General features: G+C 71.2%; 14 protein-coding genes and 1 pseudogene. 11 read left to right on the plus strand and 4 right to left on the minus strand.

The features are described from left to right. The first annotated feature begins 74 nt into the window (after nt 1-74). The 5 genes from leuS (at nt 75) to VG899_02170 (ending at nt 7343) form a co-directional block, all read left to right on the plus strand. Entirely contained in the window at nt 75-2567 is a 2493-nt protein-coding gene (gene leuS / locus VG899_02150; GenBank protein HWA65157.1) for a leucine--tRNA ligase, read from the plus strand. Nucleotides 2568-2652: 85 nt separating this feature from the next. After that, nucleotides 2653-3474, plus strand: coding sequence for a ComEA family DNA-binding protein (locus VG899_02155; GenBank protein ID HWA65158.1), 822 nt, complete (start codon nt 2653-2655; stop codon nt 3472-3474). A 4-nt stretch (nt 3475-3478) separates the two neighbouring features. Then, nucleotides 3479-4939 (plus strand): ComEC/Rec2 family competence protein, encoded by a 1461-nt coding sequence (locus VG899_02160; protein HWA65159.1) that lies wholly within the window; start codon nt 3479-3481, stop codon nt 4937-4939. 2 nt (nt 4940-4941) lie between these two features. Next, on the plus strand, nt 4942-5886 hold the full coding sequence (locus VG899_02165) for a DNA polymerase III subunit delta (protein HWA65160.1): 945 nt from the start codon (nt 4942-4944) through the stop codon (nt 5884-5886). Then, nucleotides 5883-7343: a hypothetical protein gene (locus tag VG899_02170; GenBank protein ID HWA65161.1), complete on the plus strand. Its 1461-nt coding sequence runs from the start codon at nt 5883-5885 to the stop codon at nt 7341-7343. Before VG899_02165 ends, VG899_02170 begins: the two co-directional genes overlap by 4 nt. Here the strand turns inward: VG899_02170 and rpsT are convergent. Then, nucleotides 7340-7603, minus strand: coding sequence for a 30S ribosomal protein S20 (gene rpsT, locus VG899_02175; GenBank protein ID HWA65162.1), 264 nt, complete (start codon nt 7601-7603; stop codon nt 7340-7342). The genes VG899_02170 and rpsT overlap by 4 nt on opposite strands. 138 nt (nt 7604-7741) lie before the next feature. Here rpsT and lepA point away from each other — a divergent pair. The 4 genes and pseudogenes from lepA to VG899_02195 all read left to right on the plus strand — a co-directional run bounded on the left by lepA (nt 7742) and on the right by VG899_02195 (nt 13251). Next, nucleotides 7742-9532: pseudogene (gene lepA / locus VG899_02180) on the plus strand (translation elongation factor 4). 233 nt (nt 9533-9765) lie between these two features. Then, complete coding sequence (gene hemW / locus VG899_02185; protein ID HWA65163.1) at nt 9766-10944, plus strand: radical SAM family heme chaperone HemW; 1179 nt, start codon at nt 9766-9768, stop codon at nt 10942-10944. After that, complete coding sequence (locus VG899_02190; protein ID HWA65164.1) at nt 10941-12590, plus strand: cellulase family glycosylhydrolase; 1650 nt, start codon at nt 10941-10943, stop codon at nt 12588-12590. The genes hemW and VG899_02190 overlap by 4 nt, the downstream gene beginning before the upstream one ends. A 7-nt stretch (nt 12591-12597) precedes the next feature. Continuing rightward, complete coding sequence (locus VG899_02195; GenBank protein HWA65165.1) at nt 12598-13251, plus strand: maleylpyruvate isomerase family mycothiol-dependent enzyme; 654 nt, start codon at nt 12598-12600, stop codon at nt 13249-13251. On the opposite strand, the gene VG899_02200 is transcribed toward VG899_02195, so the two are convergent. The 3 genes from VG899_02200 to VG899_02210 are packed head-to-tail and all read right to left on the minus strand — an operon-like array spanning nt 13239 to nt 17098. Further along, nucleotides 13239-14816: a flavin monoamine oxidase family protein gene (locus tag VG899_02200; protein HWA65166.1), complete on the minus strand. Its 1578-nt coding sequence runs from the start codon at nt 14814-14816 to the stop codon at nt 13239-13241. The genes VG899_02195 and VG899_02200 overlap by 13 nt on opposite strands. Further along, nucleotides 14813-16348 carry a hypothetical protein gene (locus VG899_02205; protein ID HWA65167.1) on the minus strand — a complete coding sequence of 512 codons (1536 nt, stop codon included), beginning with the start codon at nt 16346-16348 and terminating at the stop codon, nt 14813-14815. The genes VG899_02200 and VG899_02205 overlap by 4 nt, the downstream gene beginning before the upstream one ends. Before the next feature lie 39 nt (nt 16349-16387). Continuing rightward, on the minus strand, nt 16388-17098 hold the full coding sequence (locus VG899_02210) for a hypothetical protein (protein ID HWA65168.1): 711 nt from the start codon (nt 17096-17098) through the stop codon (nt 16388-16390). A 23-nt stretch (nt 17099-17121) separates the two neighbouring features. Between VG899_02210 and hrcA the strand changes: the two genes are divergently transcribed. Both hrcA and dnaJ read left to right on the plus strand, forming a co-directional pair. Further along, entirely contained in the window at nt 17122-18294 is a 1173-nt protein-coding gene (hrcA, locus tag VG899_02215; protein ID HWA65169.1) for a heat-inducible transcriptional repressor HrcA, read from the plus strand. A gap of 7 nt (nt 18295-18301) precedes the next feature. Then, a complete protein-coding gene (gene dnaJ / locus VG899_02220) occupies nt 18302-19450 on the plus strand; it encodes a molecular chaperone DnaJ (GenBank protein ID HWA65170.1) in 1149 nt (382 codons plus the stop codon). Nucleotides 19451-19463 lie beyond the last annotated feature (13 nt).

Raw genomic sequence — 19463 nt, forward strand, 5'->3', positions numbered from 1 at the left:
GACGTCTCCTTCGTGTGGTCGTCCCTGCGCGAATACCACTCGGATCGTCGGTCGAGGCCGCGTTACGATCAAGCGTGAGCGAGCAGACCGGCCCGGTCGAGGACGACGCAGTCGGGTACGACCCGATCGGCGTGGTCGACAAGTGGCTGCCGGTCTGGGACGAGCTTCGGGTCCACGAGGCGCGCGACGACGGCCGGCCACGCACCTACGTCGTCGACATGTTCCCGTATCCGAGCGGCGACCTGCACATGGGTCACGCGGAGGCGTTCAGCATCGGCGACGCGGTCGCCCGGTTCGCTCGGGCGCGTGGCAACGACGTGCTGCACCCGATCGGCTGGGACTCCTTCGGCCTGCCGGCCGAGAACGCCGCGCTGTCGCGCAACCTGGACCCGCGAGACTGGACCTACGCCAACATCGAGGTGCAGGCCGAGTCGTTCCGGCGGATGGGGATGTCGTTCGACTGGCGTACCCGGCTGCACACCTCCGATCCGGAGTACTACCGCTGGACGCAGTGGCTGTTCCTGCGCTTCTACGAGAAGGGCCTGGCCTACCGCAAGTCCGCACCGGTCAACTGGTGTCCCAAGGACCAGACCGTGCTGGCGAACGAGCAGGTCATCCAGGGCAAGTGCGAGCGGTGCGGCAGCGAGGTCACCAAGAAGAACCTGACGCAGTGGTTCTTCAAGATCACCGACTACGCCGAGCGGTTGCTCGACGACATGGCCGACCTCGAAGGCGTGTGGCCGACGCCGGTCCTGACGATGCAGCGCAACTGGATCGGCCGCTCGACCGGCGCCTACGTCGACTTCGAAGTCGTCGGGCGCGAGGAGCCGGTGCGGGTCTTCACCACCCGGCCCGACACGTTGTTCGGCGCGACGTTCTTCGTCGTCGCCGCCGACTCCGCGCTGGCTGACGAGCTGTGTGCCTCGCAACAGCGCGAAGCCTTTTCGGCGTACCTGGACGAGGTCCGCAAGGCCACCGACATCGAGCGGCTCGCGGAGGCGCGCCCGAAGACCGGCGTGCCGCTGGGCCGGACCGCGATCAACCCGGTCAACGGCGAGGAGATCCCGATCTGGGCGGCGGACTACGTGCTCGCCGACTACGGCACCGGGGCGATCATGGCGGTGCCCGCCCACGACCAGCGTGACCTGGACTTCGCGCGTCGCCACGGACTGCCGGTGCGCATCGTGGTGGACACGGGTGGGCCGGACCCGGTCGAAACCGGGATCGCTACGCCCGGCGAGGGCACGATCGTCAACAGCGGCAAGTACGACGGCATGACGAAGGCCGATGCGATCCCTGCGATCGCGGCCGACCTGGCGGCTGCCGGCACCGGCGAGCTGGCGGTCACCTACCGGCTGCGCGACTGGCTGCTGTCCCGGCAGCGCTACTGGGGTTGCCCGATCCCGATCGTCCACTGTCCGGCCTGCGGCGAGGTGGCGGTCCCGGACCAGGCACTGCCGGTCGAGCTGCCGACATCGGGTTACGAGCTGCGGCCGGAGGGTGGCAAGTCGCCCCTGGAGTCGGCGACCGACTGGGTGGCGGTGGCCTGCCCGCAGTGTGGCGGTGACGCGCGACGCGACACCGACACGATGGACACCTTCGTCGACTCGTCCTGGTACTACCTGCGCTACCCGTCCTCGACCAGGGACGACGTGGCGTTCGACCCGGCGTCGACAGCGCAGTGGCTGCCGGTCGACGAGTACATCGGTGGTGTCGAGCACGCGATCCTGCACCTGCTCTACTCGCGGTTCTTCACCAAAGCGCTGCACGACATGGGCCTGCTGACGTTCACCGAGCCCTTCACCCGCCTGACCAACCAGGGGCAGGTGATCATGAACGGCTCGGCGATGTCGAAGTCGAAGGGCAACCTGGTCAACCTCCAGGCGGAGCTCGCGAAGTACGGCCCGGACGCGGTCCGGATCACGATGCTGTTCGCCGGTCCGCCCGAGGACGACATCGACTGGGCCGACGTCTCGCCGACCGGCGCGGTGAAGTGGCTGGCCCGGGTGTGGCGGCTCTGCCATGACATCGCTACGACGGGCCTGGGCAGCGACCCGACCACCGCCGAACCGGGACTGCGCGCGGCGGTCCACCGGCTCATCGCCGATGCGACGAGCCAGACCGAGAGCAAGCGGTTCAACGTCACGATCGCTCGGCTGATGGAGCTGACCTCGCTGCTGCGCAAGGCGGTGGACGGCGCAGCGCTCGACCGGCCCGCCGGCGCTGCCGCGGTGCGCGAAGGCGCTGAGGCCCTCGCCGCGATGCTGTCGATCTTCGCGCCGTTCACCGCGGAGGAGGTCTGGTCGCTGCTCGGCCGGGAGGCTTCGGTGGTGTTCGCCGGTTGGCCGTGCCACGACGAGGCGCTGTTGGTCGAGGACACGGTGACCTGCGTCGTACAGGTCGCCGGCAAGCTGCGGGACCGGCTCGAGGTGTCGGTCGACATCGGTGAGGACGAGCTGCGGGAGCTGGCGCTCGCCAGCGACGGCGTCGTCCGGGCGCTCGACGGGCGCGGCATTCGTACCGTCATCGTGCGTGCGCCGAAACTGGTCAACGTCGTCCCTGCCTAGTCCACACCGGACCCGGCAGGCACGCCGCCTCCACATGGTGGGTGCGGCCCCGGTCGCGACGATGGCAGGTTCCTAGCGTCGCGGCGTGCCAGGCCACGGCGAGGAGACTGCGCGCGCAGCCGCCGACCGGCTGAGCGCGATGGGCCTGGCGGCCAGGCCCTCCGGATGGGTGCCGGACCAGCCGCCGGAGCTGCGTCGGCCCGACGGCTTCGCCGGCGAGCCACCGGCAGCGCTTGCGGTCCCGGCCGACGCACCACGCTTGCCGAGCCGGCTCGATCTGGTGCGGCTCGCGGCCGCGGATCGGCTGCCGGCTGCCCTCGGCGACCGGTTGCGGGCGATGTCGTCGCAGAGCCTGGTGAGTCTCCTCGTCGCGGTCGTCGCGGTGGCGATCTCGGTCGGGCTCGTCGTCCACGACCATCGGCGGCCGGCGTCATATGCCCAGAGCTATCCGGCGCCGCAGGAGGACGTGTCCCCGTCGACGGTCGGCGCCACGGTCGAGGACGGCAGCTCGATCGTCGTCGACGTCGCGGGTGCGGTGCGCCATCCCGGACTGGTCACGCTGCCGGTCGGCGCGCGGGTCGACGACGCCATCACCGCCGCGGGCGGACCCACCCGCCCGGCGGTCCTCGCGCGGACGAACCTTGCCGCGAGGGTCAGCGACGGCGAGCTGCTCGTCGTCGGGCGCGCCGCCCGGCACGGCGGCTCGGCCTCGGGTGGGTTGATCTCGCTCAGCACCGCGTCCATGGCGAAGCTGGAGACGTTGCCGGGCGTCGGTCCGGTGACCGCGCAGAAGATCGTCGACTGGCGCAACGCCCACGGCGGGTTCAGCAGCGTCGAGCAGCTGCAGCAGGTGTCCGGCATCGGGCCGACGCGCTATGCCGAGCTCTCACCGCTCGTCTCACCGTAGCGGCGTGCGGCCGCCGCCCATGCTCGTCGCTGCGACCGCCGCCTGGTCGGCGGCCGCGGCCGGAACCCTGCTGCTGGTCCCGCTGACTGCGGCCTGCGCCGTGGTGGCAGCCGCGGTTGCGGTCGCGGTCGCAGTCGCGGGCGGCCGCCGGCGCGGTGTGCTCGCCGCCATCGGCGTCGGGGTGGCGCTGGCCGCGACGTCGGCCGCGCTGCACGTGCGATCGCTGCACTCAAGCCCGCTTGCCCGCCTCGCCGCTCATCACGCCGCCGTCGACGTGGTCGCCCGGCTGGTGCGTGATCCGCAGCCGGCCGACACGGCGAGCGGCGCCTCGTTGACGATCGTCGACGCCACGGTCGTGGAGCTGCTGGGAGCACACCCGCGACGTCTCGCCACGCCGGTGCTGCTCTTGTCGTTCGATCCCGGGTGGAGCGGGCTCCTGCCCGGTCAGCGCGTCGAGATCACGGGCCGCAGCGAACCGGCGCGCCCGCACGACGACGTCGCGGCGGTGATCGACGTGCGCGGCACGCCTCGGCTGCTCGGCGTCCCGTCCTGGGAGGAGCGCGCGGCAGGACACGTCCGGGCCGCGCTGCTCGCCGCGAGCTCTGGCCTGCCGCGCGACCCGCGCGGCCTGCTGCCGGGTCTGGTTGACGGGGACACCTCGCGGGTGCCGGGCAAGCTGCAGGACGACATGCGCGCCACCGGCCTGACCCACCTGGAGGCGGTGTCGGGAGAGAACCTTACGATCGTGCTCGGCGTCGCGATGGCGGTGGTGCGCGCCGCCGGCATCCGTCGTCGCGGCCGGGTGGTGCTCGCCGGGTTCGTCGTACTCGGCTTCGTCTGGCTGGCTCGCCCATCGCCGAGCGTGCTGCGCGCCGCCGTGATGAGTGCGGTGTCGTTGCTCGCGATGTTCACCGGCCGGCGCGCCTCGGCGATGCCGACGCTGGCGCTCGCGGTGCTCGTCCTCGTCGTTGTCGACCCGTTCCTCGCGCGGTCGGTCGGGTTCGTTCTGTCGGTCGTCGCGACCGCTGGGATCGTCGTCATCGCACCCGCCTGGACCCGCCGCCTCGAACGCTCGATGCCGCGACCGGTCGCCGTCTCGCTCGCGGTTCCGGCGGCGGCTCAGCTCGCGTGCACGCCGGTGCTGCTCCTCGCGTTCGGGCAGCTGACGCCCTACGCGGTCGCGGCGAACCTGCTGGCCGCGCCTGCCGTCGCCCCGGCCACCGTGCTCGGCCTCGCCGGGGCTGCCGTGGCCTCGGCATCGGTCCCGCTGGCACGTCCGGTCGTGTGGTTCGCCGCCGTGCCGACGGCTGCTGTCGCGTGGACGGCGCACGGGTTCGCCGCCTTGCCCGGCGCGGCCGTCGTGGTGTCCCGACCGGTTGCCGCGGTGCTCGCCGTCGGCGTGAGCGCGTGGTTGTGGCGAATCGTCAAGCGCGGTCTTCGCACGAGCTCCCGTGAGATTCTGTAGCCGTGCCCAGCGCAACTGTTGCCGTCGGAGAAGACGGCCTGCTCGCCGACCGTGCGGTCGCCCGGGCGGTTGCCGCGGTGGGACCCGGCACGTCGATCCACGACACCACCGGCGCCGAGCTGACGCCGGACCTGCTCGCCGAGCTCGCCTCGCCGTCGTTGTTCGCTGAACCGCGGGTGGTGGTCGTGCGCGGGCTGCAGGATCTCGCCAAGGATGTGTGGGACCCGCTCGCCCGCACCCTCGAAGACGACTCGGTCGAGCTCACGCTGGTCGGCCATCACCTAGGCGGTGTGAAGGGCAAGGCGCTGCTCGACCTGCTCGAGGGGGTCGGTGCGGCGATCGTGCGGCTACCCCGGATCTCCTCGGTCCGCGACCGGGAGCAGTTCGTCGTCGACGAGGTGAAGGCCGCCGGCGGACGCATCGACCGGGACGCGGCGGTCGAGCTGGTCGCGGCGATCGGCAACGACCTGCGCGAGATCGCGACCGCGTGCGGTCAGCTCGTGGCTGACGTCGGGCCCGCGATCGGGCTCAGCGACGTCGCGACGTACTACCGCGGCCGGGCGGAGTCGAGTGGCTTCGCGGTCGCCGACCGTGCCGTCGAGGGCAACGCGGCGGCGGCGATCGAGACGCTTCGGTGGGCCTACGCGACGGGGCTCGACCCGATCCTGGTGAGCAGCTCGCTTGCGGCCAACCTCCGGCTGATCGCCCAGGTCGGCGCTGCGGGCGCCGGGTCACCCGACGCCGTGGCGGGTCGGCTCGGCCTGCCGGCGTGGAAGGTGCGCCGTGCCCAGGACTGGCTGCGCCGGTGGCGTCCCGACGCGCTCGCCCGTGCGGTCCGTGCCGTAGCGGCGGCCGACGCCGACCTCAAAGGAGCCGCCGACGATGCGGCGTACGCCGTCGAGCGGGCCGTCCTCGCCGTCGCGGCAGCCGCGAACTCACCGGCATGAGCGACCGGCCGACCGACCAGCCGAGCGACGTGCCGCCCGCGCATCCGCCGTTCCGGATGCGCTCGCGCAGCCGGCTGCTGCTGCCCGACCTCGCGCCGCCCACCAGAGCGGAGCTTCGCTGGGCGGCCGAGCAACGGCGGGTGAACCGGGCGGCGCGTGAGGCGGCTCGACGAGCCGAACGCGAGCAGCGCAAGGCGAAGGGCGAGGCCCAGTCCGCTCAGCGCGCCGCCGACCAAGCGGCCATCGCGCGGCTGGCCACCGAGGCGCTGGAGCCGGTCCCGGAGCTCGCGCAGCCGATCGCCGACGTTGCGGTGCCGGTCGACCAGGACTGGCTGACCGCTCCCGAGGTCGGACCCCTCGCCGTCGCGGCGGAACCCGCTCCCGAGGCAGAGCCCGAGCCGGAACCAGAGCCCGAGCCGGAACCCGAGCCCGAAGCCGAAGCTGTCGCCGAGCCCGAGCCGGAACCAGAGCCTGAACCGGAACCAGAGTCCGAGCCGGAACCGGCCAAGCCGCGGGCCCTGGACCCGGTCGAGGACGTCGCAGTGCCGACCTTCGCGCGGTTGCGCTCGCCGCGGGTCGCCACACCGCGGCCACAGTGGCTCGACCGCGGTCCGCTCTTCGACGACGCCGACGAGGTCGAGCTGGTCGAGGTCGAGCCCGATCTGGACCTGGACTTCCACGATCTCGACCCGGCGGTCCCGGTGCGTGACGCGGTCGAGTTCGTCGACGTCTGGGAGGACGTCGCCCGCACCGACTTCGACCCGACGCCGCGTGTCGAGACGGCCTCGGAGGCGGTGTACGACCAGGCCGCCGTCGACCTGGCGCCGTGGCGGCCCGAGGGCGAAACGGTCGAGACCGCCGTCGTGCCGAGGGCCTTCGAGCCGGTCGAGGACCGACTGCCCGAGCTCGACGACTACTTCATCGAGCATTCCGTGCTCGACGCCGAGGATGTCGACCTCACCGAGGACGTCGAAGAGCTCGACGACGACGCCGACGTGGCGCCCACGGCCCCGACGCCGGGTCCGGTCGGGGTGCTGCCGGAGTGGGACGCAGTGCCGTCGAGCGCTCGGACCCCCGTCGTCGCGACGCTGCCACCGGAGCTCGAGCAGCGCTACGAGCCGGCCCCCGCCGTACCGAAGATCTGGGACGGCCGTCCGGCGCCGATGTTCTGGCGAGTGCTACGGCTGCGCTACGTCCGCCCCAACGGCTGGCTTCGAGCGCTGTTCTTCGAAGGGTCGGTGGCGCTCGCCGTCGTCCTCGTGCTCGCGGGTGCGGCGAGCGTCTGGACGATCGTCGTGTTGCCGTTGGTCGTCGCGATCATCGTCAAGGCCAACGACGTCCTGGTCGGCAGCCTGCGGCGAAACCTTGGGCCGCCCGCGTTCGAGCCAGCTCCGGAATGGCCGGAAGAGGAGGTCGCGGCGATCCGCGACGACGAGCTGGCGAGTGTGGGCGACTAGCTCGACTTGTTGGCGCGAAGCGCCATGGCCGACTTGCGGTTGGCCGCCTGGTTGGCGTGGATGACGCCCTTGCTCACGGCCTTGTCGAGCAGCCGCGACGCGCTGCGAAGGGCGGTGCCGGTCTGCTCCGCGTCACCCGCGTCGGCGGCGTCGCGGAAGCGGCGTACCGCGGTCTTGAGCTCCGACTTGACGGCCTTGTTGCGCAGCCGGGCAGCCTCGTTCTGCTTGTTGCGCTTGATCTGGCTCTTGATGTTGGCCACGCGGGGACTACCTCGGCAAAGTCGGATTGGCGGAAACGTGCGTCGATCAGGCTAGCAGCCGGGCCGCGACGACGACCAACTCGCGATCTCGTCGTGCGACGATGGAACGTGCCCACGCCGGACGCGACGGATCCGAAGCGGATCCGCAACTTCTGCATCATCGCGCACATCGACCACGGCAAGTCGACGCTCGCCGATCGGATGCTCGAGCTCACCGGCCTCGTCGACTCGCGGCAGATGCGCGCTCAGTACCTCGACAAGATGGACATCGAGCGCGAGCGCGGTATCACGATCAAGGCCCAGAACGTGCGCCTGCCGTGGACCGTCGACGGCGACGACCACGTGCTGCACCTGATCGACACCCCCGGCCACGTCGACTTCTCCTACGAGGTCAGCCGCAGCCTCGCCGCCTGTGAGGGCGCGATCCTGCTGGTCGATGCGGCGCAAGGGATCGAGGCACAGACGCTTGCCAACCTCTACCTCGCGATCGAGAACGACCTGACGCTGATCCCGGTGCTCAACAAGATCGACCTGCCGGCGGCGCAGCCCGACAAGTACGCCGAGGAGATCTCGCGGATCATCGGCTGCGAGCCCGGTGACGTGTTGCGGGTCAGCGCCAAGACGGGGGAGGGGGTACGCGACCTGCTCGACCAGGTCGTGGCCCAGGTGCCGCCGCCGGTGGGCGATCCGGACGCACCGGCCCGTGCGCTGATCTTCGACTCGGTCTACGACATCTATCGCGGCGTGATCAGCTACGTCCGGGTGGTCGACGGCCGGCTCACCACCCGCGAACGCTGCCTGATGATGTCGACCGGCGCCTCTCACGAGACGTTGGAGGTCGGGGTCGCGGTGCCCGACCCGACCCCGACGGCAAGCCTCGGGGTGGGTGAGGTCGGCTACGTGATCTCGGGTGTGAAGGACGTCCGGCAGGCCCGGGTCGGCGACACCATCACGAGCGCCGCGCGGCCGGCGACCGAGTCGCTGGGCGGCTACCGCAGCCCGAAGCCGATGGTCTACTCCGGGCTCTACCCGATCGACGGCAGCGACTACCCGCTGCTGCGCGACGCACTGGACAAGCTGCAGCTCAACGACGCCGCGCTGGTCTACGAGCCGGAGACCTCGACCGCGCTCGGCTTCGGCTTCCGCTGCGGCTTCCTCGGCCTGCTGCACCTGGAGATCGTTCGCGAGCGCCTGGAGCGGGAGTTCGACCTGGCGTTGATCTCCACCGCACCCAACGTGGTCTACCGGGTCGATCTCGAAGACGGCGGCGAGGCCATCGTCACCAACCCGGCGGACTGGCCGAGCGCGAAGATCGGCGAGGTCTACGAGCCGGTCGTGGACGCGATGCTGTTGCTTCCCAACGACTACGTCGGCGCGGTGATGGAGCTCTGCCAGGCGCGGCGCGGCTCGCTCAAGGGGATGGACTACCTCTCCGAGGACCGCGTCGAGCTGAAGTACACGCTGCCGCTCGGTGAGATCATCTTCGACTTCTTCGACCAGCTGAAGTCACGGACTCGCGGTTACGCGTCGCTGGACTACGAGCCCGCGGGGGAGCAGGTCGGCGACCTGGTGAAGGTCGACATCCTGCTGCAGGGCGAGGCGGTCGACGCCTTCAGCGCGATCGTGCACAAGGACAAGGCCTACGCCTATGGCACGTCGATGGCGACGAAGCTGCGCGAGCTCATCCCGCGCCAGCAGTTCGAGGTCCCGATCCAGGCGGCGATCGGCTCACGGGTGATCGCGCGCGAGAACATTCGCGCGATGCGCAAGGACGTGCTCGCGAAGTGCTACGGCGGTGACATCACCCGCAAGCGCAAGCTGCTCGAGAAGCAGAAGGAAGGCAAGCGGCGCATGAAGATGGTCGGCCGGGTCGAGGTCCCGCAGGAGGCCTTCATCGCCGCGCTGTCCACCAACGCCACCAACGACTGACCCGCCGTACCCGCCGTACCCCCCCTCTTCGCCCCCATTTTTGCCCGAAGTAGCACACAACCCGGCTCGAAATGTGCAAGTTGTCGCACGGTGTCCGGTTTCCCGGGGCGGTTGTGTGCTACTTCGGAAGACGGGCCGGGGCGAGCGGGGCGAGAGGGCTCGAGGGTTCGCTGCCGCAGACTTGACGGGTGCCGTCATCGCTGCCTGAGGGGGAGCCTGCGCCGGCTGACGGCATGCTGCCGGCCGCCGCGTACGACGAGCTCGCGAGCCGGCCATTCGGGGTGTACCTGCACGTGCCGTTCTGCGCATCACGGTGCGGGTACTGCGACTTCAACACCTATACCGCGGCTGAGCTCGGCGGCGGCGCGTCCCAGCGGGACTACCCGGACACCGCGGCACGTGAGATGGAGCTTGCGGCACGAGTGCTCGGCCGGGATCGGCCACGCGCCTCGACGGTGTTCTTCGGTGGCGGTACGCCGACCCTGCTGCCTGCCGCCGATCTCAACGCGCTCCTCGGCTGCGTCCGCACGATGTTCGGCCTGGACTCCGACGTCGAGGTCACGACCGAAGCGAACCCGGAGTCCGTCGACCGCGCCTACCTCGACGAGCTGCGAGCCGGCGGTTTCACCCGGATCAGCTTCGGCATGCAGTCGGTCGCGTCCGGCGTGCTCGCCGTGCTCGGCCGTCGCCACACCCCGGGCCGGGCGGCGCAAGCCGTCGCGGAGGCCAAGGCGGCCGGCTTCGAGCACGTCAACGTCGACCTGATCTACGGCACGCCGGGAGAGACGGACGCCGACTGGCGGGCCTCGCTGGATGCCGCCGTCGACAGCGGAGCCGACCACGTGTCGGCGTACTCGCTGATCGTCGAGGCCGGCACCAGGTTGGCGGCGCGGATCGGTCGCGGGGAGCTGCCCGCGCCCGACGACGACGTGCTTGCGGATCGCTACGCGATCGCCGACGAGCGGCTGGCTGCGGCCGGCTTCGAGTGGTACGAGGTCTCGAACTGGGCTCGCACGCCCGAGGCCCGGTCGCGGCACAACTTGCTCTACTGGACTGACGCGAACTGGTGGGGGATCGGGCCGGGCGCGCACAGCCACGTCGGCGGGGTTCGCTGGTGGAACGTGAAGCATCCGCGTGACTACGCCGCTCGGCTCCTCGGCGGCGCCTCACCCGCTGCGGCGCGCGAACGGCTCACCGCGCAGGACCGCCGGGTCGAGCGGATCATGCTCGCGATCCGGCTGCGCAGCGGTCTGCCGCTGAGCGACCTGGACGCGCACGCGCGCGGCGCGGCGGCGGACGCGGCGGACGACGGGCTGCTGGACGCGGCGGCGCTCGGTGACGGCACGGCGGTGTTGACCTTCCGCGGTCGGTTGCTCGCCGACGCCGTGGTCCGTGCAATGGTCGGTACGTGAAGCGGGCGCTCGCACTCGGCATCGTCGCGGTTCTCGCTGCGCTCGGCGCTCCGGCGGCCGGTGCAGCCGGCGGTGCCGGCGAGCGCCCGGCCCCGCCGCGGTCGGCGTACGCCGCGACCGGTGACCGGCCGATGAGCTTCCTGCACGTCGGCGGTGTCGGCAGCAACGGGCTGCGCCAGATCGTCGACTCGCACGGCCGGACGGTGCTGCTCCGGGGCGTGAACATCGACGGTCTGGTCGACTACTGGCAGCCCTCTCTCGAACCGCCGTACCCGACCTCTCCTGCCGCCTACCGCGACCATCGCTGTCCTCGCGACGACCCGCACGTCGAGGGCGTGCCGATCTGCTGGTTCGACCTGCCGCAGATGCGCCGGCTCGGCTACGACAACATCCGGCTCAACGTGTCGTGGTCGCTGCTCGAGCCGCGACCGAGCCACATCGACCGTCGTTACATCGCGCGCATCGCTCAGGTCGTCGGGTGGGCACGCCGCCAGGGGATCTGGGTGACGATCGACATGCACCAGGACGCCTGGAGCAAGTACGTCTTCACACCGGCCGGCGCCAAGTGCCCGCCGCCGACCGGCCCTACGGTCGGGTACGACGGGGCGCCGAAGTGGGCGACCCGCTCCGCGCTCCCGGCGTGCACGGTCGACAACATCCGTGAACTCGACCCTGCGGTGATCGGTGACGCGCAGGCGTTCTGGTCGGACTTCACCGCACCCGACGGCGTCGGCCTGCAGGAGCACTACGCGCGCGTGCTGGCGGTGCTCGCCAAACGGTTCGCCGACGATCCGGCCGTGGCGGGCTACGACCTGATGAACGAACCCGAGCCCGGCACGTTGCCCGAGGCCGAGAACACCGTCGAGATGCTGCCGTTCTGGGCCAAGGTCGCGCGCACCATCCGCAAGGCGGTCCCCACCTTCCGGCAACTGCTGTTCTTCGAGCCGGGCGTCGAGCGCAACACCACGTCACAGCGCGCCTACTTCACCCCTTGGTCGGCGGTGTCGAGCTACCCGAACGCCGTCTACGCGCCCCACATCTACACCGACGTGTTCAGCCTCGGCGCGGAGACCGGACTGCCGGAGATCGCAACGTTCGCCTCGGACTACGCCGCGGCGATGGGGGATGCGAAGGCGCTCGGGTTGCCGTTGTGGGTGGGGGAGTTCGGCGGTCCGCCGGCGAGCGACGGGACGGTCCTTGCTCAGCAGTACGCGCAGCAGGAACAGCACCTGCTCGGCGGCACGATGTGGCTGTGGAAGGAGAACGCCAACGACACCGAGCCGAACACGTTCTGGGGCGTGTACGGCCCGCCGTTCTACGGCAGGTCGATCCGCGGCACGGCCCAGCCGAAGCGGGTGCGTCGTACGTCGCGGGTCTATCCGGTGCTGACCGACGGGACGCTGCTGACGGCGACCAGCGACCCGTTCACCGGTACGGCGAAGGTCGTCGCGACCGCCCGCCACGCCGTCACGGCCGGCGACCGTACGGCGGCAACCCTGGTCGAGGTCCCGGCGGTCTTTCGGGGGGCGATCTCGGTGAGCGGGGCGTCCTACCGGGTCCAGCGCCGGGGGGCCGACCGGGAAGTCTGGCTCTTCCCGCGAGGTGGCCGGTATTCGCTTCGCGTCAGCACGCCAGGGCCGGGATGATGCGGCCATGAGCGAGCGCGTGGCCCAGCGTGAGGAGGCGATCAGGGGCGCGCTCGCGGCACAACGCCGTCTTGTCGCTGACATCAAGGGTCTGACCGACGAGCAGGCCCGCTCGGCGTCGCTGCTGCCCGACTGGTCGGTGGGTCACGTGCTGACGCACATCGCGCGGAACGGCGATGCGTTCGTCCGGATGATGAGCGCGGCGATCGACGGCCGCGCAGTGACGCAGTACGAAGGCGGTCTCGAAGGTCGCGCCGCCGCGATCGAGGAAGGGTCGTCTCACTCCGCGGCCGACCTCATCGCCGATGTCACCGCGAGCTGCGCAGCCGTCTCGCAGGTGTGGTCGCGGATGACGCCCGAGGCCTGGGATGGTCACGGCCTCACCGCGTCGGGGACGACGTGGCCGTGCGACGCGATGCCGTTCCATCGTTGGCGTGAGGTGATCGTCCATCACGTCGATCTCGGCTTGGGATTCACGACGGCGGACTGGCCCGAGGACTACGTGGCGCGAGAGCTTGCGGTCGTCCTTCGGTCGCTGCCGGAACGGCTCAGCGCCGACGAGCGGCTGCGCGCGCTCACCTGGCTGCTCGGTCGCGGCCCGCAGCCGACCCACCTGGCGCCCTCGTCCTGGAAGTCACGGTCGGATCACTACCTGCGCTGACCGAGCGCCTCGCGAACTTCGTCGGCGGCGCGCTCGCCGGAGCGGACCGCGCCGTCCATGTAGCCGGTCCAGACGGTCGCGGTCTCGGTACCGGCCCAGTGGATCCGGCCGACCGGTGCGCGCAGGGCACGGCCGTAGTCCGACCAGACGCCCGGCCCGAAGTAGCCCGCGTAGCAGCCGCGGGTCCACTGTTCGGCGGCCCACGACTTCTCGACGTACGCCGTCGGCTTGCGGGCCTTCTCGCCGTAGTAACGGGCGAAGCTGTCGATGACGCCGCGCCGGCGGTCCTCGATGGTGGTGCTCAACGCCCGTCGGCCCTCGGACCCTTCGATGAACCCCATCAGGACCCCCGGGCCGTGCGAGTCGGTTGCATCGGGCGGTGAGTTGTCGAACGTGATCTTCACCGGACCGGTGTCCGAGGTCGCCTGCCCGGCCAGGCCGGCTGAGCGCCAGAACGGCTCGTCGTACACGCACTGCACCTTGATGACGGTTCCCATCGGCATGCGTTGCGTGAGCTGGTCGCGCAACGCGGGCATCGCCGGCGAGTAGTCGATCCGGCCGGCCAGCGTGGGCGGGATCGCGACGATGACACGCGCCGCGCGCACCTCGAAGTCGGCGCCGCGCACGGTCACGCCGTGCGCCGTCTGCTCGATCGCGTGCACCGGTGAGGACAGTCGCAGCCGCTCGCCGAGCGCACGTGCGGCGCGGATCGCGATGAGCTGTGAACCGCCGTGCAGCCGGTACATCTGCGCGCCGTTGTCGGTGTTGACGAGCGAGCCGAAGCTGCCTGCAGCGTGGGTGTAGAACAGCGCGTGCAACATGGAGATGTCGCGTGGCTCGGCGGAGAAGACCGACTCGACGGCCAGCTCGACCAGCTGCCGCCCGTCCTTGGTGACGAGGCCGGCGAACGGCTGCCCGGCGAACGTGTCGCCGTGGTCCATCCAGGACTGGATCGTCATCGCGTCCCACTCGGCGGCGTTGGGCGCGTGCCACGGTTCGTCGAGCGGAACGGTGAGGCACCGCTGGTCGATCGCGAGGATCGCCTCGGCGGCCTCGACCGCGCCGGTTGGCGTGTCGAGCGGGATCCGGCCGGAATAGGTGGCGCGGCGGCCGTTGCGGTAGTCGACGTACTTGCCGTCGTTGTACGTCGGGTACGCCGCGACGCCCACCGTGCGCGCCAGCTGCCAGATGTGGCTCTGGCCGGTGACCGCGTCGTCGGTCGGGTAGTCGGCAGGATCCGACAGCCCGCGGTTCGGCAGGTTCACCTCGGGTCCGAGCCATTGCCCGCCGACCTCGACGATGTGTGTCGAGTCGATCGGGTGGTTCAGCGTCCGGCCGCCGACGCGGTCGCGGGCTTCGACAACGACGACATCGACGCCGTGCGACATCAGGTGTCGGGCGGCGCTGATCCCGGCGAAGCCGGCTCCGACGACGACGACGTCCGCGTGGCTCGTCCCGCGCGCCGGCGCGGCAGCGAGTGGTTGTTCGGCGGTCCACGGCATCACCGTCGCGGCCGCTCCGACCGCTGCGCCGGTCAGCAGATGCCGTCGGGTGAGCTCGGTCATCTGGGTTCCTTTGCGGGTGCGAGGTCGGCGTAGACCGCGGTCTCGACGTAGTCGTCTTCCTGCGACGACCCGGATCCGGCGGCGAGTCTCGCACCTTCCGTGCGCAACGCTGCTCGCGAACCGCCCGCTTGCACCCAGGGCGCGAGCGCCATGAACTGCCGCTTCGCGCCGGCGTACACCGCCGCGGAGGCGGGATCGCCGTCGTCGCGATCGAGGCGCGCGTCCCCGACGTAGTGACGTGGCGGCCCGCGGTAGCCGCGGGCGAGGATGGCGGACTGGCCGTCGAAGTCGAGATCCAGCAGGTTGCCGACCAGCATCGGGTTCACGGCGTACCGGAACCGCACCGTCGGATCGGCGACGGCGCGCCATGCCGACCCCATCCAGTCCAGCGGCTGCCAGTCACCGGCGCCGCCGTTGCCGGCCCACCGTCCCGGGTTGGCCTCGGCCTGGATGACGGTGTCGACACCGAGCTTGCTCATGCACGCCATGTAGGAGACGGCCAGATCGGCGCACGGCCGGAAGTGCCGTGGCCGCCTGCCGAACGGGTAGCCGTAGGCGAAGGCAGGCAGGCTCGTCGCGAACCCGAGCCGGTGCCCCGCGACGACGTACCCGGCGGCGTTGCGGATCGCCGCGGGTCCGCTCGACGGGCCGGGGTCGAGATCGAGGATGCTCGACTCGAGGCTGGTCAGCGGGACCTTCTCGTTGCGGAACAGCAGGTTGCGCTCGCCGGCCGGCGCGTGAGGATGCACGTCGTGCGGCCCCCACAGGAAGGTCGTGTTGTAGACCTTCGAGCTCGTCGCGACGTAAGCCGTGCGCAATCCGGGAATCGCCGGATCGCCGAAGAGCCGGACCAGCGCCGGGGAGTGGGTCTCGCGATAGGGCGCCTGGTTGTTCGACGCGACGAGGTAGACCCCGAAGCGCTTCGCGATGGCGCTGAAGGTCAGGTCGAAGGCGCGCACCATCGTGTCGGTCTCCGCGACGAGCACCTCTTTGCGCGGGTCGATCGGCCCGAACATCGCCTGGTAGGCGGCGACCTGCGGCGCGTACGCCGCGTTGAGCTCGCCGAGCGCGACCGCGGCCCCCACGGGTTCGGTGTCGCCGGCCGGCGCCCGCAGCGGTGTCGCCTCCTGCGCCCGGACGAGCGCGCCGCGGCTGCCGGTGGCAAGCGTCATCAGCCCGATGTCTTCGTTGAAGACCACGAGCGTCGGCTCGCCCGGTCGCTCGTGGGGTACGACGAACTCGCGCATGAGGCAGGTCATCGCGTGGCGGAAGGTCGCGTAGCTCGTGACGTCGGCGACCTGCTGGTCGTACTGGATGCCGATGACCCGAAGATCGCCGTGCTGCGTCGTACCGGTCGCCGGATGGAACCGATGCGGCCGCAGGCATTCGCTCGCCGAGGTGACCGCGCCCGCCGGCACCTCGCCCGCGATCGCACCCGCGAGCGAAGCGGGCGAGACAAACGAAACGAGTAAAGCCAGCGAAGCCAGCGAGGCGAGCCAAGCCAGCGAGGCGAGCCAAGCGAGCCGACGCACCCGCAAACCGTACGCAAGGACACACAAACGTTGCAGGAATCACGTTCTCGGTACGCCGGGCGGTGCCGGAAGGCGGCTTCCGCAACGTTTGTGTGTCGTTAAGGACGCTGTCAGGTCGGTGGCGTCCTTGGTGTCGCGGAGGGCGACGAGGGTACGCAGCGCCAGGGCTATGACGGTTTCGGCGTGACGCAGCTCGGGACGCAGGAACGGCGGGCCGCCGTCGCGGCCGATGACGAGTACCATCCCCAACGCCGCGAGCGGGAACTGCGCCCAGGCAACCTCTCCGGCGCTGCCCGCCATCGCCCGCACCGGCATCCGGTCCGGCGCGAGCTCGTCGTGTGCGGGTACGCCCTCCGGGTAGCGCGCCGGTGACGACCGGTCCGGCTCCCGCAGCTGCGCCCAGTCGGCGTCCAGCGCCGCCGGCGCCATGTCGACGAGGGTCTCGACGCCGCGCCCGGGCGCGGTCAGCAGATAGCCGAGCAGATCGAGGTCCGCCCGCTCCGCCATCAGGCGCCGCGAGCTCCGGCAGCTGATCACCTCGATTCCGCGTTCGGCCGCGACCGCCTCGAGCAGCGGCTGGAAGTCGGTGTCGTCCGGCCAGCGCAGCCCGAAGTCGTCGATCGCCCGGCCGCCTTCGGACTCCAGCACGCAGACCCACAGCACGTCGGCCCCGCTCGCGGCGATCGCTCGGCTGATGCGTGCCAACGTGCCCGGCTGATCCGGCAGGCTGACGCGCAGCTGGACGCCCATCGGGTCCTCCCTTCGGTGGCGGCATGCCCGAGGTCAGACTCGCGCGGCTGCGTTACGCCGCTGTGTCGGCCGTGTCACGGTCGGCACGAGCGGTCGGCACGAGCGGTCGGTACGCCGTACACTTGGCACTCGACCGCCGTGAGTGCCAGACGGGTGAGGAGGCGCGCACCGTGATCGAGGACCGCAAGCTCGACGTGCTGCGCGCGATCGTCGAGGACTACGTCGCGACCAACGAGCCGGTCGGCTCGAAGGCGCTCGTCGAGCGGCACCCGCTGGGCGTCTCGCCCGCGACGATCCGCAACGACATGGCGTCGCTGGAAGAGGACGGCTACATCACCCAGCCGCACACCAGCGCCGGCCGGGTCCCCACCGACAAGGGGTACCGGCTGTTCGTCGACAAGCTGTCGACGGTCAAGCCGCTGAGCGGTCCCGAGCGCCGCGCGATCGAAGGGTTCCTTGCCGGCGCGGTCGGGCTCGACGACGTGGTCAACCGCACGGTGCGGCTGCTTGCCCAGCTCACCCGCCAGGTCGCCGTCGTGCAGTACCCGTCGCTGACCCGCTCCGCCGTGCGCCACCTCGAGATGGTGCGGCTGTCCGAGACGCGCCTGATGGTCGTGTTGATCACCGACACCGGCCGGGTGGAGCAGCGGGTCGTGGAGCTGCCCGGCGCGCTCAGCGAGAACGACGTCGCCGAGCTGCGGGCCCGGATCAACTCCCTCATCGCCGGCCATCAGCTGGCGGAGGCGCCGACGTTGATGGCCGACCTGCCCGACTCGTTCGCGCCGGACGACCGCGCCAACGTCAGCACGGTGGTCGCGACCGTCCTCGAGACGCTGGTCGAGCAGGTCGACGAGCGGGTCGTGATGGCGGGCACCGCCAACCTCGCCCGCGGCAGCGCGCTGGACTTCGCAGGGTCGATCCGCCCGGTGCTCGAGGCGCTGGAGGAGCACGTGGTGCTGCTGCGGCTGTTCGGCGAGACCGCCGAACCCCAGACGGTCCACGTCAGCATCGGCGAGGAGAACCCGCACGAGGGCCTGCGGACCGCGTCGGTCGTCTCGACCGGCTACGGCCTCGACGGGGTCGGCGCGTTCGCCTCGCTCGGCATCGTCGGCCCGACGCGCATGGACTACCCCGGCGCGATGGGCGCGGTGCGCGCCGTCGCCCGCTACGTCGGTCACGTGCTGGCAGAGGGCTGAGCGCACCGTGCCACCGACGCGCGACTACTACGCGATCCTCGGGGTGTCCCGCACCGCGACGCCGGAGGAGATCAAGAAGGCCTACCGCAAGCTCGCCCGTGAGCTTCACCCGGACGTCAACCCCAGCCCTGAGGCGCAGGACCGGTTCAAGGACGTCACCGCCGCCTACGAGGTGCTCTCCGACCCGCAGAAGCGGCAGCTGCACGATCTTGGCGGTGACCCGCTGTCGACGAGTGGTGGTGCGGGGCCGGCCGGACCGTTCGGCGGTTTCGCCGACATCATGGACGCGTTCTTCGGCGGCGCGGGTGGCATGGGCTCGCGCGGACCGCGCTCGCGGATCCAGCCCGGAGCCGACGCGCTGATCAGGATCGAGCTCGACCTCGCGGACACCGCATTCGGTACGACGCGCGACCTCACGCTCGACACCGCGGTGCGGTGCAGCAAGTGCAACGGCGCGGGCACCGCGCCGGGCACTCATCCCGAGACCTGCCAGACCTGTAGCGGTCGCGGCGAGGTGCAGTCGGTGCAACGGTCGCTGTTGGGGCAGATCGTGACGGCTCGGCCGTGCCCGGACTGCGGGGGCTTCGGGACGAAGATCCGCAACCCGTGCCCGGACTGCGGCGGCGACGGCCGGGTGCGGGCGCGTCGGACCGTCACGGTGAAGGTGCCGGCCGGAGTCGAGGACGGGATGCGACTGCGGCTGGCCGGCGAGGGCGAGGTGGGCCCGGGTGGCGGTCCGGCCGGAAGCCTCTACGTCGAGATCCACGAGCGCACCCATCCGTCGTTCGTCCGCGACGGCGACGACCTGCACTGCAAGGTCGAGGTCCCGATGACCGCGGCGGCGCTCGGCACCGAGGTCAAGCTGACGACCCTCGACGGCGAGGAGCGGCTCGTCGTCAAGCCGGGCACGCAGTCCGGAAGCGTCACAACGCTACGCGGTCGCGGCGTACCGCATCTCAACCGGGGCGTCGGGCGAGGTGACATCCACGTCCACTACGAGGTCGTCACGCCCACGAAGCTCGACGCGGAACAGGAACGGCTGCTCCGCGAGCTGGCGAAGGCACGCGGTGAGGAGCACCCGGAGATCACGGTGAGCAACCCGGCGGCCGGCAACGGCGGCGGGCTGTTCTCCCGGCTCCGTGACGCGTTCAAGTAGTCAGCCATGATCG

The organism is Mycobacteriales bacterium (genome assembly GCA_035550055.1).
GTDB lineage: Bacteria > Actinomycetota > Actinomycetes > JAFAQI01 > JAFAQI01 > DASZTV01.

Coding starts and splice junctions, on each gene's coding strand:
- VG899_02170 (HWA65161.1), top strand. CDS start 5,883: ATGAGCGACCGGCCGACCGACCAGCCGAGCGACGTGCCGCCCGCGCAT.
- hemW (HWA65163.1), top strand. CDS start 9,766: ATGCTGCCGGCCGCCGCGTACGACGAGCTCGCGAGCCGGCCATTCGGG.
- VG899_02195 (HWA65165.1), top strand. CDS start 12,598: ATGAGCGAGCGCGTGGCCCAGCGTGAGGAGGCGATCAGGGGCGCGCTC.
- VG899_02200 (HWA65166.1), bottom strand. CDS start 14,816: ATGACCGAGCTCACCCGACGGCATCTGCTGACCGGCGCAGCGGTCGGA.
- VG899_02210 (HWA65168.1), bottom strand. CDS start 17,098: ATGGGCGTCCAGCTGCGCGTCAGCCTGCCGGATCAGCCGGGCACGTTG.
- hrcA (HWA65169.1), top strand. CDS start 17,122: ATGCCCGAGGTCAGACTCGCGCGGCTGCGTTACGCCGCTGTGTCGGCC.